Origin of the sequence: Bradyrhizobium sp. HKCCYLR20261, assembly GCF_051168435.1 — a bacterium.
Classification (GTDB): Bacteria; Pseudomonadota; Alphaproteobacteria; order Rhizobiales; family Xanthobacteraceae; genus Bradyrhizobium.
Map to the genome: position 1 here is coordinate 313455 of NZ_JBNPUZ010000004.1, position 16779 is coordinate 330233.

The 16779-nt window shown below is 66.0% G+C and carries 15 protein-coding genes; 1 reads left to right on the forward strand and 14 read right to left on the reverse strand.

What is annotated here, in order from left to right:
* Positions 1–158: 158 nt before the first annotated feature.
* From infB to rimP, 4 genes are all read right to left on the reverse strand, one after another.
* Positions 159–2936, reverse strand: coding sequence for a translation initiation factor IF-2 (infB, locus tag ACQR1L_RS11530; RefSeq protein WP_434858068.1), 2778 nt, complete (start codon positions 2934–2936; stop codon positions 159–161).
* A 69-nt stretch (positions 2937–3005) separates the two neighbouring features.
* Positions 3006–3719, reverse strand: a complete 714-nt coding sequence (locus tag ACQR1L_RS11535; protein ID WP_434858069.1) for an RNA-binding protein — start codon at positions 3717–3719, stop codon at positions 3006–3008.
* A 69-nt stretch (positions 3720–3788) separates the two neighbouring features.
* Positions 3789–5402, reverse strand: a complete 1614-nt coding sequence (gene nusA, locus ACQR1L_RS11540; protein WP_434858070.1) for a transcription termination factor NusA — start codon at positions 5400–5402, stop codon at positions 3789–3791.
* A 14-nt stretch (positions 5403–5416) separates the two neighbouring features.
* Complete coding sequence (gene rimP, locus ACQR1L_RS11545; protein ID WP_434858295.1) at positions 5417–6190, reverse strand: ribosome maturation factor RimP; 774 nt, start codon at positions 6188–6190, stop codon at positions 5417–5419.
* A 336-nt stretch (positions 6191–6526) separates the two neighbouring features.
* Here rimP and ACQR1L_RS11550 point away from each other — a divergent pair, with 336 nt between their 5' ends.
* Positions 6527–6913 carry a DUF2336 domain-containing protein gene (locus tag ACQR1L_RS11550; RefSeq protein WP_434858071.1) on the forward strand — a complete coding sequence of 129 codons (387 nt, stop codon included), beginning with the start codon at positions 6527–6529 and terminating at the stop codon, positions 6911–6913.
* Between the two features lie 6 nt (positions 6914–6919).
* On the opposite strand, the gene trmB is transcribed toward ACQR1L_RS11550, so the two are convergent.
* The 10 genes from trmB to ACQR1L_RS11600 all read right to left on the reverse strand — a co-directional run bounded on the left by trmB (position 6920) and on the right by ACQR1L_RS11600 (position 16746).
* Positions 6920–7654, reverse strand: a complete 735-nt coding sequence (trmB, locus tag ACQR1L_RS11555; protein ID WP_434858072.1) for a tRNA (guanosine(46)-N7)-methyltransferase TrmB — start codon at positions 7652–7654, stop codon at positions 6920–6922.
* The gene (locus ACQR1L_RS11560; protein ID WP_434858073.1) at positions 7651–8781 is read right to left on the reverse strand and encodes a M20 family metallopeptidase; all 1131 of its coding nucleotides are present in this window, start codon (positions 8779–8781) and stop codon (positions 7651–7653) included. The genes trmB and ACQR1L_RS11560 overlap by 4 nt, the downstream gene beginning before the upstream one ends.
* 312 nt (positions 8782–9093) lie before the next feature.
* On the reverse strand, positions 9094–9510 hold the full coding sequence (locus tag ACQR1L_RS11565; RefSeq protein ID WP_006615449.1) for a helix-turn-helix domain-containing protein: 417 nt from the start codon (positions 9508–9510) through the stop codon (positions 9094–9096).
* Between the two features lie 234 nt (positions 9511–9744).
* Entirely contained in the window at positions 9745–11355 is a 1611-nt protein-coding gene (lnt, locus tag ACQR1L_RS11570; RefSeq protein ID WP_434858074.1) for an apolipoprotein N-acyltransferase, read from the reverse strand.
* Positions 11352–12512, reverse strand: coding sequence for a hemolysin family protein (locus ACQR1L_RS11575; RefSeq protein WP_434858075.1), 1161 nt, complete (start codon positions 12510–12512; stop codon positions 11352–11354). Before ACQR1L_RS11575 ends, lnt begins: the two co-directional genes overlap by 4 nt.
* A gap of 2 nt (positions 12513–12514) precedes the next feature.
* A complete protein-coding gene (ybeY, locus tag ACQR1L_RS11580) occupies positions 12515–13024 on the reverse strand; it encodes an rRNA maturation RNase YbeY (protein WP_434858076.1) in 510 nt (169 codons plus the stop codon).
* Between the two features lie 61 nt (positions 13025–13085).
* Positions 13086–14063: a PhoH family protein gene (locus ACQR1L_RS11585; RefSeq protein ID WP_434858077.1), complete on the reverse strand. Its 978-nt coding sequence runs from the start codon at positions 14061–14063 to the stop codon at positions 13086–13088.
* A 64-nt stretch (positions 14064–14127) separates the two neighbouring features.
* Positions 14128–15528 (reverse strand): tRNA (N6-isopentenyl adenosine(37)-C2)-methylthiotransferase MiaB, encoded by a 1401-nt coding sequence (miaB, locus tag ACQR1L_RS11590; RefSeq protein WP_434858078.1) that lies wholly within the window; start codon positions 15526–15528, stop codon positions 14128–14130.
* A gap of 56 nt (positions 15529–15584) precedes the next feature.
* Entirely contained in the window at positions 15585–16301 is a 717-nt protein-coding gene (locus ACQR1L_RS11595; protein WP_434858079.1) for an HAD family hydrolase, read from the reverse strand.
* Positions 16294–16746 carry a Fur family transcriptional regulator gene (locus ACQR1L_RS11600; protein WP_434858080.1) on the reverse strand — a complete coding sequence of 151 codons (453 nt, stop codon included), beginning with the start codon at positions 16744–16746 and terminating at the stop codon, positions 16294–16296. The genes ACQR1L_RS11595 and ACQR1L_RS11600 overlap by 8 nt, the downstream gene beginning before the upstream one ends.
* Between the last annotated feature and the right edge of the window lie 33 nt (positions 16747–16779).

Here is a 16779-nt window from a genome sequence, read left to right on the forward strand (position 1 = left end):
AAAAATCCAATGGATCGTCGCCCGGCGTGCGCGCGGGCGAACGGATCATTCTGATTGAGTTCAACGACGCTTGGTAAAGTTCAAGACGGGCGGCGATTCCGCTGACACACGGAATCGCCGCTCACTTGAAAATGCAGCGCGCTCTGTAGGATTCGGACTTACAGCGAGCGCTGAATGGTCTCCACGCGATAACACTCGATGACGTCGCCGACACGCATGTCGCCGTAGTTCTCGAAGGCCATGCCGCATTCCTGGCCGGCCTGCACTTCCTTCACTTCGTCCTTGAAGCGCTTCAGCGTCGACAGCTTGCCCTCGTGAACCACGACGTTGTCGCGGATCAGGCGGACATTGGCGCCGCGCTCGACGGTGCCGTCGGTGACGCGGCAGCCGGCGACCTTGCCGACCTTGGAGATGTTGAACACCTCCAGGATCTGCGCATTGCCGAGCATGGTCTCGCGCAGCGTCGGCGCAAGCAGGCCGCTCATCGCCTTCTTCACGTCATCCACGAGGTCGTAGATGATGTTGTAGTAGCGGATCTCGATGCCGTTGCGCTTGGCGAGCGCGGCGGCTTCCTTGTTGGCTCGGACCGAGAAGCCGATGATCGCGGCGTTGAAGCCTTCGGCCAGCGTCACGTCCGATTCGCTGATGCCGCCGACGCCGGCATGCAGGATGCGGGCGGCGACTTCCTCGGTGCCGAGCTTCTCCAGCGAGCCGAGAATGGCTTCCAGCGAGCCTTGAACGTCGGCCTTGATGACCAGCGGGAATTCCTTGCGGCCCGCGGTCTTCAACTGCGACATCATCTGCTCGAGCGAGCCGCGCATGCCGGAGATCGAGGCCGCGGCGTTCTCGCGCTTCTGGTGCGCGCGGTAGCTGGTGACCTGGCGGGCACGGGCTTCGTTCTCGACCACGGCAAGACGATCGCCGGCTTCCGGCGGACCGTTGAAGCCGAGCACCTCGACCGGGACCGACGGGCCGGCCTCCTGCAGGGTCTCGCCCTGGTCGGAGATCAGCGCGCGGACGCGGCCCATCTCGGCGCCGGCGACGATGATGTCACCGACGCGAAGCGTGCCGCGCTGGACCAGCACGGTGGCGACCGGACCACGGCCGCGATCGAGCTTGGCTTCGATCACGGTGCCCTCGGCCGGACGATCCGAATTGGTCTTCAGGTCGAGGATGTCGGCCTGCAGCGCGATCATTTCCAGAAGACGATCGAGATTGGTCTTGTTCTTCGCGGACACCTCGACGTCGACGACCTCGCCGCCCAGGGACTCGACCTGCACCTCGTGCTGGAGCAGCTCGGTGCGGACGCGCTCGGGACGGGCGTCGGGCTTGTCGATCTTGTTGATCGCCACGATCATCGGCACCTTCGCCGCCTTAGCGTGGTTGATGGCCTCGATCGTCTGCGGCATCACGCCGTCATCGGCCGCGACCACCAGCACGACGATGTCGGTGACCTTGGCGCCGCGGGCGCGCATCGCGGTGAACGCGGCGTGGCCGGGCGTGTCGATGAAGGTGATCTTCTTGCCGGAATCCGGCGCCGTCACCTGATAGGCGCCGATGTGCTGAGTGATGCCGCCGGCTTCTCCGGAGACCACGTTGGCGTGGCGCAGTGCGTCGAGCAGCGAGGTCTTGCCGTGGTCGACGTGGCCCATCACGGTCACGACCGGCGAACGCGGCTCCGTGTCGGACGAGTCGTCGACGATATCGAACAGGCCCTCTTCCACGTCCGAGGCGGCGACGCGCTTGACGGTGTGGCCGAGCTCTTCGGCGATCAGCTGCGCGGTATCGGCGTCGATCACGTCGGTGATCTTGTGCATCGCGCCCTGGCGCATCAGCAGACGGATGACGTCGACCGCGCGCTCCGACATGCGGTTCGCGAGCTCCTGGATGGTGATCGCTTCCGGGATCGTCACCTCGCGGACGAGCTTCTCCTTCTGCTCATTGGCCGCGTGGCCCTTGAGGCGCTGGGTCCGGCGGCGGAACGAAGCGATCGAGCGCTCGCGCACGTCGTCGGCAGTGAGCGCAGTGACGACCGTCAGGCGGCCGCGCTGCTTCTGCGGGCCGGGCTTGTGCGTGGTCTTCGGCGGCGGCGCAGGACGCGCGGCGCCACCGGGGCCGCGGCGGATCTGGCGCGGACCTTCATCCTCGTCGGGACCGGCTGCGACGCCAGGCGCGCGGCCGAGCGGGCCGCCGCCGGCCGGACGGGCTCCGGCAGGGCGGGCGCCTGCCGGCTGAGTGCCGGGCGGCCGCGACGGACCACCGATCTGCGGCGGCCGGCTGCCGGGTGCACCCACCGGGCGGCCGGGTGCCTGGGCCTGGCGGGCCGGAGCGGTCGCGGTCGGCTGCGGCGCGGCGGCCGCAGTCGCGGCGGCCGGTACCGAACGCGGCGCCTCGCCTTCGCCGAAGCGCTTCTTGGCTTCGAGCTCGGCCTTGCGCTTGGCTTCCTCTTCGTGGCGGTGACGCTCTTCCTCGGCCTTGCGGCGCGCCTCGGCAGCCTCGCGCTCTGCGCGTTCAGCAGCCTCGCGCTCGGCGCGGCGGCGAGCCTCTTCCTCGGCCTGGCGGCGCTCTTCCATGTCGCGCACCCGCGCGTCGGCCAGCGCGCTGGCGCGCGCCGAACGCTCGTCTTCGGTCAGGGTGCGGAGAACGACGCCGGAGCCGCTGCGCTGAGAGCCGGACGGACGCGGTCCCGATGGCCGGTTGCTCGGCGGCGGCGGCGGTGGCGGCGCCTTGGCGACGGTCGGCTCCGGCGCGTGCGGCGCATCGGGCGCCCCATCGCCGACGCGGCGCTTGGTGCCGCGCTTCTCGACCACCACCTGCTTGCTCCGGCCGTGTGGGAAGCTCTGACGTACCGTGCCAGTCTCGACGCGCGGCTTGAGCGTCAAGGTCTTGCTCGGGACACCGAGTTTCTTGTCGCCCGGAGTGTTTTGATCGGCCATTCAGTCGTCCTAATCTCGTTTACCTGCGTGCGGGGCTGCCGCACCGTCCCATTCGTGCAATCGTCGTCGCTATGTCTTCGAAGTCGAAGCAGATTTCGTGGCCGCGGTTCCGGCGTTCTTGTCAGCGTCGGCCGACCGGTATCGGACCAGTGTCTGGCTGCGCGACAGGAATGTCCTGCTCGCCGGGCCTGCGAGCACGGCAGCATGTATCACATTTGAGCGCCCAAGTGCCAAATCCAATTCTGCCGAAGTGAGACAGCAGATGATCGGAAATGGCAGGGCTTGGTCGGCGTCCCCATCAGTCGGCCGCACCAGGGCATCGAGCTTGCGAATTCCGTCTGCGGCGCCGTCCGACGCGTGGAGAAGGGCGGCCAAGCCGGCCCTGGACTGCCGCTGCAACAGCGCCGCTTCCACCTTGGAAAAACCCGAGACGACCTGACCGGCCTTGGCGGCGATTCCCAGGGCCTCGATCGCGCTGCGAACCAGCAAGGCCTCCAGATCATCGGCAAGTGTCGGATGGACGCGAACGTTCGCCTTGAAGCCTCGGCTGAAATGGTGACGCCGCACCGCTTCCGCAACCGCCAGCTTCGAGGCCGCGATCCACAAGCCCCGCCCCGGAAGCTTGCGCTTGATGTCGGGCACGACCTCGCCCGTTGGACCCACGACGAAGCGGATCAGCTCCTCGATCGGCCGCACCTCGCGGCTGACCGCGCACATGCGCATGGTCGCGGACTTTTCGGTCCGCGGTCCATTGTCGAGCTCGGGGTCGGCCAAAGCGAGCATGCGGTGGTGCGGCTCCTCATCTCAAGCCAGCAGCGTCATGGCGGGGATCGTCGCGACTGTCGTCATGGGTCAGGCAGGCTGTCCTTCGGAGGCGTCTTCGTCTTCGGCCTCGGGCTTGGCCAGGTCGGCTTCACTGATCCAGCCGGCCTTGACGCGGGCCTGCATCACCATGGCCTCGGCATCGTCACGCGACACGTCGAGGCCGTCGAGGAAGCCGGCAAATTTGGTGGACTCGCCGCCTTCCTTGCGCTCGACCCAGCCGACCAGATCGTCGGTGGCGCAGCCGGCGAGGTCGTCGACGGTCTTGATGTCGTTCTCGCCGAACTTGACCAGCATCTTGGAGGTCACGCCGGGCACGTCCTTCAACGCGTCCTCGACGCCCAGCTCCTTGCGCTTGGCCTCGAGCTCGGCCTCCTGCTGCTCCAGGAATTCGCGGGCGCGGGTCTGCAGCTCGGTCGCGGTCTCCTCGTCGAAGCCCTCGATGCCGGCGAGATCCTTCAGATCGACCAGCGCCAATTCCTCCACCGAGGTGAAGCCTTCGGACGCCAGGAGCTGACCGACGACCTCGTCGACGTTGAGCGATTCCATGAACACGCGGGTCGAATTCTCGAAGTCGGCCTGGCGGCGCTCCGATTCCTCCTGCTCGGTGAGGATGTCGATATCCCAGCCGGTCAGCTGCGAAGCGAGGCGGACATTCTGGCCGCGGCGGCCGATCGCCAGCGACAGCTGGTTGTTGGTGTCGGGGACGACGACCTCGATGCGCTCGCGGTCCTCGTCGATGACGACCTTGGCGACTTCGGCCGGCGCCAGCGCGTTGACCACGAAGGTCGCGATATCAGGGGACCACGGAATGATGTCGATCTTCTCGCCCTGCAGCTCGTTCACCACGGCCTGCACGCGCGAGCCGCGCATGCCGACGCAGGCGCCGACCGGGTCGACCGAGGAGTCGCGCGACACGACGCCGATCTTGGCGCGCGAGCCGGGATCGCGGGCGACCGCCTTGATCTCGACGATGCCGTCATAGATCTCCGGCACTTCCTGCGCGAACAGCTTGGCCATGAACTGCGGATGGGTGCGCGACAGGAAGATCTGCGGGCCGCGGGTCTCGCGGCGTACGTCGAACACGTAGGCGCGGACGCGGTCGCCGTTGCGGAACACCTCGCGCGGCAGCATTTCGTCGCGGCGGATGATCGCCTCGCCACGGCCGAGGTCGAGGATCACGCTGCCATATTCGACGCGCTTGACGACGCCATTGACGATGTCGCCGATGCGGTCCTTGAACTCCTGGTACTGCCGGTCGCGCTCGGCCTCGCGCACCTTCTGCACGATGACCTGCTTGGCCGACTGCGCGGCGATGCGGCCATACTCGAGCGGCGGCAAGGTGTCGGCAATGGTGTCGCCGATCTGCGCGCCCGGATTGGCGCGACGCGCATCGTCGAGCGAAATCTGGTTGGAGGGGTTCTCGACCTTCTCGACCACCAGCATGTGGCGCGACAACCGGAGCTCGCCCTTGCGCGGGTCGATCTCGGCATGGACGTCGGTCTCGCTGCCATAGCGGGCGCGGGCGGCCTTGGCGATCGCGTCTTCCATGGCCGCGATCACGATGCCGCGGTCGATCGACTTCTCGCGCGCGACGGCGTCGGCGATCTGCAGCAGTTCCAACCGGTTGGCGCTGACGGCCATGGGTCTAGTCTCCTCTAATCAGGATCGATCTCGCCTCTGCGCGCGCGGTCGGCGGCGAGGCGATGTTTCTTGGTGTTGGTCGGCAGCGGCTTCTTGGCCGGCTTGCTGTCCTTGGTGCCATCCTTGGCTTTCGGCTTCGGCTTGGCCTGCGCGGCCGGCTTGGCGTGCGGCGCCAGGGGCGGAGCGATGCCCAGCTCGCGCTTTCTTTCGCGCTCGGCGGCCTTGCCTCGGCGCATGGACTCGGCGATCAGCTCGTCGGTCAGCACCATCTTGGCATCGCCGATGTCGGTCATCGGTAGCACGACATCGGGGTCGACGTCCTTGGCGACGTCGTCGCGGGTGATGCGCACGCCGTCACCTTCGACGCCCTTGATGATGCCACGGAAGCGCTTCCGGTTCTGATGCGCCACCGCCATCTCGATCTTGACGAGATGGCCGATGTGACGCTCGAAATCGGAGCGGCGCACCAGCGGCCGGTCGATACCCGGCGACGAAATCTCGAGACGATAGGCGCGGTCGATCGGGTCGGCGATGTCGAGCACGGGCGACAGGGCCCGCGACACCGCTTCGCAATCCTCGATCTGCATCGTACCGTCGGGACGTTCGGCCATCACCTGCACGGTGCAGCCGGCCTCGCCGGAAATCCGGATCCGCACCAGCCGGTAACCCATTCCCTGCAGCACCGGATCCGCCACCGCGGCCACGCGCGCCGCAACGCCCGGCTCGACGACGAGGCGGGGCTCGGTCAGGAGGTCGGTGTCAGCGGTTGCGAACGTAGGTTCCGTCATCGAGGCGTCGATCGCGTGTCTTGCTTGTCTGGGCCGTTTGGCCGCTCCGACCGCGCTCACCGGATCAATCGCGCCCTCGGCGGAGCGATCCAGGTAACAAAAAAGAGCGGGTCCGGAGGGGCCCACTCTCACTACGCGATCGTATATGAGATGATGTTTGATGGCGCTGATATAGCCGCTTTGCCGGCCCGCGGCAAGGGTCGTGTCGGCTGAAAGCGGCCCGCGGAACTGCCAAATCGACGCCCGATCTCGCCATTTTGCCCGGCAATCGCATCCGGAGCGACAGAGCCGGCGGTCGCGGGCCGATAACCGGTCGTTCACCAAGATCGTCTAAATTTGAATCATGTCGCCGTGCCCGTCGTGCCGGACCTGTCTGACGATCATCTGAAGCAACTGATGGCCGGCACGCTCGATGTCGTTAAGCGGCGGCTGTTCGACGTGGTGAAGCCGGACAGGCAGGCGATCTCCGCGCTCGCCGCGATGACGGGGCTGAAGATCGCGACGTTGGACCGGCTGGTCTCCGGTGATCGCCACGATCTGCTGCTGATCCTCGGGCGAACAATCGGACTCGAATGGCACACGGTGCATGCGCTGATCCAGCTTCGGCTCGGGCCGAAGCGCGTTCCTGCGCAGCGCGACATCGAGGCCATCAAGCTGGCCTATGCGCGGCTGGCATCGTCGACCGCCGAGCGCGTCGTCGCATTCTGGCAGACGCGGCACTGAGCCCGTTCAGCGGCGCCGGAAGATTAGGTAGCTGGCGACGCGACCCTCGCGCGTTGCTTTCCGCCCGTAACGCGTCATCGTGTAGTTGGGCCAAGGGAGGCGCCAGTCGTCGGCGCGTTCCGCGGTCCAGACGAAATCGGGCGCGCGGAGCATGTGCCATAGCGTCCAGTCGCAATAGTCGGCGATGTCGCTGACGAAGCGGAATTCGCCACCCGGCTTGAGCGCGCGCGCCATCGCGGCAATCGTCGCATCCTGCACGAAGCGCCGCTTCCAATGCCGCCGCTTCGGCCAGGGATCGGGATGAATCAGGTCGATCCGCTGCAGCGATTGTGCCGGTAGCCAGGCCAGCAGTTCGGCCGCATCGCCCGCGAGCAGCCGGATGTTGCCGATGTTGTCGGCTTCGATCGCGGCGAGGATCTTGGCCATGCCGTTGACGTAGGGCTCGCAGCCGATGAAGCCGGTGGCCGGATGCGCCTTGGCCTCGGCGGCGAGGTGTTCACCGCCGCCGAATCCGATCTCCAGCCGCAGCGCCTCGACCGGGGGATCGTACAGCGTGGGCAGCACGTCATCGGCGGGAGCGGCAAGGTCGAGCGCAAGGTGCGGCAGCAGGTTGTCGACCAGATCCGCCTGGTGGGCGCGCAGCTTGTGACCCTTGCGCCGGCCGAAGAACGAGCCATGCCGATGCATGGCTTCGGCGTCGGTGTGATCGTCGTCAACGGGCATGAGATCGGCGGTTCTCATCGCAGGGTCTGATAGAGGCGGTGAAGCAGGCGAGCCCTCGGCTCGATCGACGAGATGTACATCTGCTCGTAATGCGTATGCGCGCCCTTGCCGTCGACGCCGAGGCCGTCGAGCGTCGCCGTGAACGGCGCGGTGAAATTGCCGTCGGAGCCGCCGCCCGTGTAGGTGTCGGCGAGTTCGAAGCCGATCTCCTCCGCAAGCGACCTCGCGTGTTCGAACAGCGCCGCGCCGGCATTGCCCTTGACGTAAGGCGGCCGGTTCACCTCGCCTCGGACCTCGACCGTCACGCCCTCGCTACGCGACTTCAGCCCAAGGATCTTGGGCACGATCTCCTCGGCATCCGCCGGGCTCGGCAGCCGCGCGTCGACTTCCGCGAAGGCTTCTTCCGCAATCACGTTCGGACGGGTCCCGCCGCGAACGACGCCGACGTTCACGGTGATGCCGCGCTTGGGATCGTTGAGCGCCTCGAGTGCTTGGATGACGTTGGCGAGTTCGCGGATCGCACTGCGTCCATCCTGCGGACGCGCGCCGGCATGGGCCGGCACGCCTTTGATCGCGACGTCGAAGCGCGCCACACCTTTGCGCCCCGTGACGATCTTGCCGCCGTCGCGCGCCGGTTCGGTGACGAGCACATACTTGGCCCTGCGGCCCTCCTCCTCGATCAGCGCGCGCGAGGTCGGGCTTCCGATTTCTTCGTCGGAGACGAACAAATGAGTAATGCCGAGCAGCGATCTCTCGCCGTTGGCGCACAGCTCACGGAAGGCGTGAAAAGCAAGATAGGCGCCGCCTTTCATGTCGTAGATGCCTGGCCCGTAGGCCACGTCGCCATCGATCGAGAACGGCAGGCGCTGGATGAATCCGATCGGATGCACCGTGTCGAGATGGCTGAGCACGAGGATGCCCGGCGCGTCCTGGCCCCAGCCCGATCGCGCAACCAGGTGGTCGCCGCAGCCATCGCGCCCTGCAATCCGTTCGATGGTCGCATCGAGCCCGCGATAGCCGCCGGCGACCAGATCGGCGAGCCGATTCACCTGGTCTGGCGCCTCGGTCGGTGTCTCGATCTCTACCCACTGGCGGATGCCCTCGAGGATTGTGCGACTATCGAACGGATTGTTGGCGGTGGTCATGCTCTTTGCGAATAGTTTTGCAGGGTTACGAAATGGTAGCGGGTGAGGGCGGCCGGCGGGTTCCGGCGCAGCCGCGGTTGGCGCGTTCAGAGCGCCACATGTGCATAAAATGACGAAGAGCGCGACAGCATTTCCCGAAGGAGGCCGTCGCGCTCTGTGTCGTGATCCGGACTGTCTATTGGCTCATTCGTCAAGCGAAACGTCGCGTGCCCAAGGCGTCGTTCGCAAGACGTGGTTCAGCTCATGGCCCCCCGAGGCGCTGACATTCATATGAGAGTAACCACGATAGGAATGTCAGCGCCGGCGCATCAGCTAGCCTTCTTCCGGTGCCTCGCGATCTGCAATCTGCTCGACCAGGTCGACGATGCTGCGCCGAAGCTTGGAATCGTGGATCCGCGTGAATGCGCGGGTCAACGCCAGTCCTTCGGAGGTTGCCAGAAAATCAGATACATAGGCGGGGGAAGCGCCCTCGCCGAAAGCCTCACCATTGGTCCCACCACTCGGGACGCCTTCGAACAGGAACGAGACCGGGACCTGCAGAACCTCTGAGATCTGCTGAATCCGGCTGGCGCCGACTCGATTGGTGCCTTTTTCGTACTTCTGTATCTGCTGGAACGTGAGACCGAGAGCCTCACCAAGTTTTTCCTGGCTCATGCCCAACATGATACGGCGCATCCGCACCCGGCTGCCGACATGCTTGTCAACAGGGTTGGGCGCTTTCGTCGACATCTCTCAACTCCTTAGATCAGGGCCTCGGAACGAGGCGGTCGCAGTATGCCTCAGGCGCTCACACCGTCAATTTCAGCTCCCATGTCGTACTAACGAACGAGAGCTGAGTAACGAACTCGACGGTTCATGCTGCCGCGCGAGAATGCGAATTGCAGCAGCTATCTGTCAACACTTGGGGTTTTGCTTGTCAAAAAAAATCTTACGCACCCGGAAAGAATCGAGATCTTGCGATCGTCAGGGAAGCTTTTGAGCAACACGTCTGCGAACGACGGTGCTCAGGGCGAGCACTAACAGGATTGCAGCCGGGATGTCGCTGAGTCGCGCGTAGATCGTCGGCTGCAGCGCAACCGGCAGCATGGAATCGAGCACGCCCTCTGCACCCAGCGGCAATTGCGCGATGATACGGCCAACAGGATCGATCACAGCGGAGACGCCGGTGTTCGCAGATCGAACTAATGGAAGCCCCTGTTCGATCGCGCGCCACTGCGCTTGCTGCAGATGCTGATGAGGACCGGTCGAGATGCCGAACCATCCGTCATTGGTCAGATTGACGATCCAGCCCGGCCGCTCCTCACTCGGGACACTATCACGCGGAAAGATGGCTTCGTAGCAGATCAAAGGAAGAACACGCGGAGCGTGTGGCACGTCCAGGTTGCGTCGTGTTGTCCCAGCAATGAAGCCGCCTTGCACCCGGGTCAGCTGCTCCAGCCCGATCCGTTCGAGCCAGTCCTGGAATGGAAGGAATTCGCCGAAGGGAACCAGATGAAGCTTATCGTAGACTGACAACACCGTGCCGTCATGATCGATGACGTAGATCGAGTTGTAGGCGCGGGTGATGGGGCCGTTGCGCGGGCCGTCCGGGGCGCGGACCGAACCGGTGATGAGCACCGTGCCCGGTGACAGCAGGTCGGCAATCTGCGCCATCGCGTCGGCTTCCCGCGTGAGGAAGAACGGGAATGCCGACTCTGGCCAGATCAGCACATTGGTGTCACGCACGCCGGTGGCCTTCGGGCCGGAGGCGCGGTCGGACAGCGTCAGATAGCGCCGCATCACGTCGGCCTTGGCGCCGTAGTTGAATTTGACGTCCTGCTGCAGGTTCGGCTGCATGATCCGCAGCTTGAGGTCGGCGACGAAGGCAGTCGGATGCAATCCCAGCCGGATCGCGCCGAACACGCCCATCAGAACGAGGAGCGCAAATGCTGCGGTTGGCACCCGCCAGCACTCGCGCCAGTCCTTGCCGTCGATCAGGACCGCAGGGCTGGCAAAGATCGCGACCGTGAGGAACGTCATGCCCCAGATCCCGATCAGCGACGCCGATTGCGCCAGCGCCAGCGGCTGAGACAGCGCATAGCCGAATGTGTTCCAGGGAAAGCCGGTCAGCGCGTGACCGCGCAGCCATTCGCTGGCCGTGAGGCACACCGCGAGCGCAAGGATGCGGCTGGAGTCGCGTGTCCAGATCAGGCGCGCCAGGGCAAAGCCTAGGGCGGGAAACAGCGCCAGATAGGCCGGCAGCCCGAGCACGGCGAACGGCATCAGCCAGGCAAAGGTCTGCGCGTCGACCAGGAACGCGTTGCCGATCCAATACAAGCCGGGCACGAAATAACCCATGCCGAAGCAGAAGCCGGTCAGCGCTGCGGCGGGAATGCCGCGCCGCCGTCCCGCAGCCGCGCCGTCGATCAGCCAGACCAGGACCGGGAAGGTGATCGCGAGCACGGGCCACGCATTGAACGGAGCCATGGCCAGCGACGAGAGGGCGCCGGCTGCGAGCGCGATCGCTGCGCGCTTCCAGCCCCAGGCGAGCACGACACCGAGGGCGAGGCCGCGGAACATGGAAAGGCGGATCACTGGGAGCTCGCTCCGTCATTCTGTGCGGGCGGGCTGGTGTCGTCCTGGCGCGGCGGCGCAGTGCTGTCCGCCGGCTGCGGCGGCTCCGCCGGGGTGCTTGTGTCGGGCAGCGCCTCGCGGCGCCGGCTCTCGCGCGGCGGACGGGGCGTCGGTCGCTCCCTGCGCGGCGCGATCCTGAGCCGCTTGACGCGGCGCGGATCGGCGTCGAGCACCTCGACCTCGAAATTGCCTGGGCCGGAGATCAGCTCGCCGCGCACCGGCAGCCGGCCGACGTGATTGACGAGATAGCCGCCCAAGGTCTCGACGCCTTCGCCGGCCTCGCCGGTCACGAACTCCTCGCCGATCACCCGGCGCACGTCGTCGAGGCTGGCGCGGGCGTCGGCGATGAAGGCGTTGTCGGCCTGGCGCATGATCGCCGGCGGCTCGTCGCTGTCGTGCTCGTCGTCGATCTCGCCGACGATCTGTTCGACGATGTCCTCGATCGACACCAGCCCGTCGGTGCCGCCATATTCGTCGACCACGAGCGCGAGATGGATGCGCGAGGCCTGCATCTGCGCCAGCAGGTCGATGGCGCGCATCGACGGCGGCACGTAGAGCAGCTTGCGGATGATGTTGGCTTCGAACAGCGGCATCGACAGCTCGACGCTCTTCAGGTCGAGGCCGGCCGGCAGCGGCTTCTTGCGCCGGGCTTTTGCATCGTCGGAGATGCGGGCCTGCGCGGTCATGTAGGCGAGCAGGTCCCGGATGTGCACCATGCCCTCGGGATCGTCGAGCGTGTCGTTGTAGACGACGAGGCGGGAATGCGATGCGCTCTCGAACAGGCTCATCAGCTCGCCGAGCGTGATGTCGCGCCGGACGGCGACGATGTCGGCACGATGCACCATGACGTCGGCGATGCGCCGCTCATGCAGATCGAGGATGTTGCGCAGGAGCGTGCGCTCGACCGCGGAAAAGCCGATATCGTCGGGCGTCGACGCGTCGAGCACGACCTGCAGATCGTCGCGAACGGAGCCGCCGCCCTTCCAGCCGAACAGGTTGCGCAACGCGCGAAACAGCCAGTTCTCGCTGGCCGAGCGGCCAAGCTCGGCCGGCGGCACCACGGCCGGCAGATTGCGCGTCTGGCGCGGATTGTCGTGGATGGGTTCGGAATCGGCCATGGTCAATTGATCCGTTCCCGGTCGGCATAGGGATCGGGGATGCCGAGATGCGCCAGGATCTCGGTCTCCAGCGCCTCCATCTCCTCGGCTTCGTCGTCCGTTTCGTGATCGTAGCCGATCAGATGCAGGAAGCCGTGCACGGTGAGGTGGCTGAGATGATGCTCGAACGGCTTCTGCTCGTCGGCGGCCTCGCGCCGCATCGTCTCATAGGCGATGGCGATGTCACCGAGCATGCGCGGGGCGTCGTCGTCGCTGCGCGGGCCGGTCGGCTGCAGCGCCGGAAACGACAGCACATTGGTGGGCTTGTCGACCCCGCGCCAATTGCTGTTCAGCGTGCGGATGCCGGCATCGTCCGTCAGCATGACCGCGATCTCGGCGTCGCCGACATCGGCCTCGACCATCTCGGCGGCAGCGAGGATGGCGCGTTGTATGACGTCTTCGGCGTCGGGCTGGTCCTGCCAGCAATCGGCGGCGACAATGACCTCGGTAATGGGAATGGGACTTTGTGGCATCCTGGTCGATATCTGTGCGGATGGCGCTGGAACGACGCGACCATCGGCGTGCTTGCTCTCGTCAGCGGGCTTTCGGGCCCTCATAGGCGGCGACGATGCGTGCCACCAATTCGTGGCGAATGACGTCCTCGCCGGTGAACCTGACCTGTGCGATCCCCTCGACACCGTCGAGCAGGCGCGCGGCCTCGGCCAGTCCCGAGGTCTGGCCGTTCGGCAAATCGACCTGCGAGGGATCGCCGGTGATGATCATACGGCTGTTCTCGCCGAGACGCGTCAGGAACATCTTCATCTGCATCGATGTGGTGTTCTGCGCTTCGTCGAGAATGATCGCAGCATTGGTCAAAGTGCGGCCACGCATGAAGGCGAGCGGCGCGATCTCGATCTCGCCGGCCTGCAGCGCGCGCTCGACGACGCGCGCGTCCATCAGGTCGTACAGCGCGTCGTAGATCGGGCGCAGGTAGGGATCGACCTTCTCGCGGAGATCGCCCGGCAGGAAGCCGAGCCGCTCGCCGGCTTCGACGGCGGGGCGCGACAGGATGATGCGATCGACTTCCTTTCGCTCGAACAGCTGTGCGGCATGCGCGACCGCGAGCCAGGTCTTGCCGGTGCCGGCCGGGCCGATGCCGAACACCAGCTCGTGGCGCTTGAGCGCGCGGATGTAGGAATCCTGCGCGGCGGTGCGGGCACGCACCGGGCGCTTGCGCAGGTTGATGCTCTCGAAGGCGTTCTTCGCATTCTTCGGGTCGAACTCGAACAGCGAGCCCTGCGCGACCACGGCGCGGATTGCGCCATCGACGTCGCCCTGCGACAGATCCTGTCCCTTCACGGCCTGCGCATACAGCGATTCCAGCACGCGGCGCGCGGCGTCGCAGCTGTCGCGAGAGCCGCCGATGGTGATGTGGTTGCCGCGGGAATCGACGACGACGCCGAGCCTTCGCTCGAGCAGCGCGAGGTTCTGGCCGTAGGGGCCGACCAGGGCGGAAGCGGCGCGGTTGTCGTCGAAATCGATGACGACCTGGGTCTCGGGGGGCATGGACATGTCGCGGTCGAACTTGCGGCTGGGAGCGAGGGAAGATGAATCCGATGCGCTCTTGGGCAAGTGCTCAGCCTCCGATGGACATGAGGGATGCGGCGTCGGAACGGAGCGCGGCGCCTGGCGTGACGAGCTCGCCGAGCAGGCTGTAGCGCTCGAGACTGTCGATGCGCACCGGCAGCACCTGGCCGATGATGTCGTGGGACGCCATCACATGGGCTGGTTGCAGATAGGCCGTGCGTCCGACCAGCTGACCCGGCTTGCGCGCGGCGCGTTCGAACAGCACGTCGACGACCGAGCCAATCGCGGCCTTGTTGAAGGCGGCTTGCTGGCTGTCGATCAAGCTCTGGAGTCGCTCCAATCGCTCGTCCATCTCGGTCGCTGACACCATCTCCTGCATGTCCGCCGCCGGGGTGCCCGGACGCGGCGAATATTTGAAAGAATAGGCCGCAGCGTAGCCGATTTGATCGATCAGCGCGAGGGTGGCGCGAAAATCTTCCTCGGTCTCGCCGGGGAACCCGACGATGAAGTCCGAAGAGAATGCAATATCGCTGCGCGCGGAGCGGAAACGGTCGACCACTTTCCTGTAATCAGCCGCGGTGTGCTTGCGATTCATCGCGTCGAGGATGCGATCCGATCCCGACTGCACGGGAAGATGCACGAACGGCATCACCGACCGGAGGTCGCGATGCGCCGCGATCAGGCTGTCGTCGACATCGTTGGGATGGCTCGTGGAGTAGCGGATGCGCGCCACGCCCGGAATCTCAGCGATCCGGTACAGCAGGCGGCCAAGCGTCCAGGTCCGTCCATCCGGCCCGTCGCCATGGTAGGCATTCACGTTCTGGCCGATCAGCGTGATCTCGCGGACTCCGCTCTCGGTGAGCTGCACGACATCGTCGACGATCCGCGCCACCGGCCGCGACATCTCGCTGCCGCGCGTGTAGGGCACGACGCAGAAGGTGCAGAACTTGTCGCAGCCCTCCTGCACCGTGACGAACGCCGAGACGCCGCGCGCACGAATGGCGTCTCGGCTGGGCTTCGGCAGAAAGCCGAACTTGTCCTCGGCTGGGAATTCCGTGTCGATCGCGCGCTCGCCGCGGCGGGCCTGGGCCAGCAGTTGCGGCAGATGGTGATAGCTCTGCGGGCCGACGACGACGTCGACGGTGGGCGCGCGGGCGATGATCTCGCCGCCTTCCGCCTGCGCCACGCAGCCTGCGACCGCGATCTGCATGGTCCGGCCGGCCTTCGCCGCTTCCTCCTTCGCCACCCTGAGCCGCCCGAGCTCGGAATAGACCTTCTCGGAGGCCTTCTCCCGGATATGGCAGGTGTTCAGGATTACGAGATCGGCGTCGCCGGCCTCGGCGGTCTCGACGAAGCCCTCAGCGCCCAGCGTGTCCACCATGCGCTGGGCATCGTAGACGTTCATCTGGCAGCCATAGGACTTGATGTGCAGCTTGCGCGGCGACGACATGAACCCTTGCATACGGTCGGAGGCGCGCCAATCGCGGCGCCGCGCTCAGATATAGGCTAGGGGGCCGAAAATCCAGCGAGCGAGGCGGTTTTCTCGCCAAGCTGGCTGAGAATCATTGGCAATTGCCGCATATCGTCGAAAACCAGCGTCGCGCCGGCGGCCCTGAGGTCGTCGGCATGGCCTGTCCGGCAGTGGCTGCCGCCATGAAACCCGAGCACCGTCATGCCGGCGGCGACGCCGCCCCGGATACCGGCAATGCTGTCCTCGACCACGACGCAGGCCGCAGGCCGCGCGTTCATCTGCGCGGCCGCGAACAGGAACAGGTCGGGCGCCGGCTTGCCGTTTTCGACCTGGGACGACGAGAAGATGTGCGGGGCGAGCCGGTCATACAGGCGGGTGGCGCCGAGGCTGACGCGCATCCTCTGATGCGAGCCGGAGGAGGCGACGCAGACGGGAATGTCGAGGGCGTCGAGCGCGTCCGTGATCCCCGCCACGGGATGCAAATCCTGCTCGAAGGCGTGGAACAGCCGCTGCTGCAGCCGGGCGTTGAAATCCTCGGGCAGGCTGCGGCCGAGTTCGGCCTCGACTTCCATCGTCGCCTGCTTGGAGGAGCGGCCGAGAAAGCGCGCGAACACCTGTTCCGCCGTGATCGGATAGCCGCACAGGCTGAGCACGTCGGCGTGCGTTTGACAGGAGATCACCTCGCTGTCGACCAGCACGCCGTCGCAATCGAAAATGACGAGATCGAGCGCCGGAGCCGCGTTGCTAGCCATTCGACTCATCATCGAGCGGCACGCAATACAGCTCGAGCCGGTGGTCGACGAGCTTGTAGCCGAGACGGCGGGCGATCTCCGCCTGCAGCTTCTCGATTTCCTCGGAGGTGAATTCGATCACCTTGCCGTCGCGCAGATTGATCAGATGGTCGTGATGGCTGTCGCGCATCTGCTCGTAGCGGGCGCGGCCTTCGCGGAAATCGTGACGCTCGATGATCCCTGCGTCCTCGAACAGCTTCACGGTGCGATACACCGTCGAGATCGAGATCTTGTCGTCGACGGCCACGCAGCGGCGATACAGCTCTTCGACGTCGGGATGGTCGGAGGCCTCCGCGAGCACGCGGGCGATCACCCGCCGCTGCTCGGTCATCCGCATGCCGGTCGCGGCACAGCGGGCCTCGATCCCGGTGGAACTGGGCGCTGGCGTGGTTTTCAAGGAGGTCATCGTCTCTCGCCTCAAGGATGCGCTTTCTGCCAC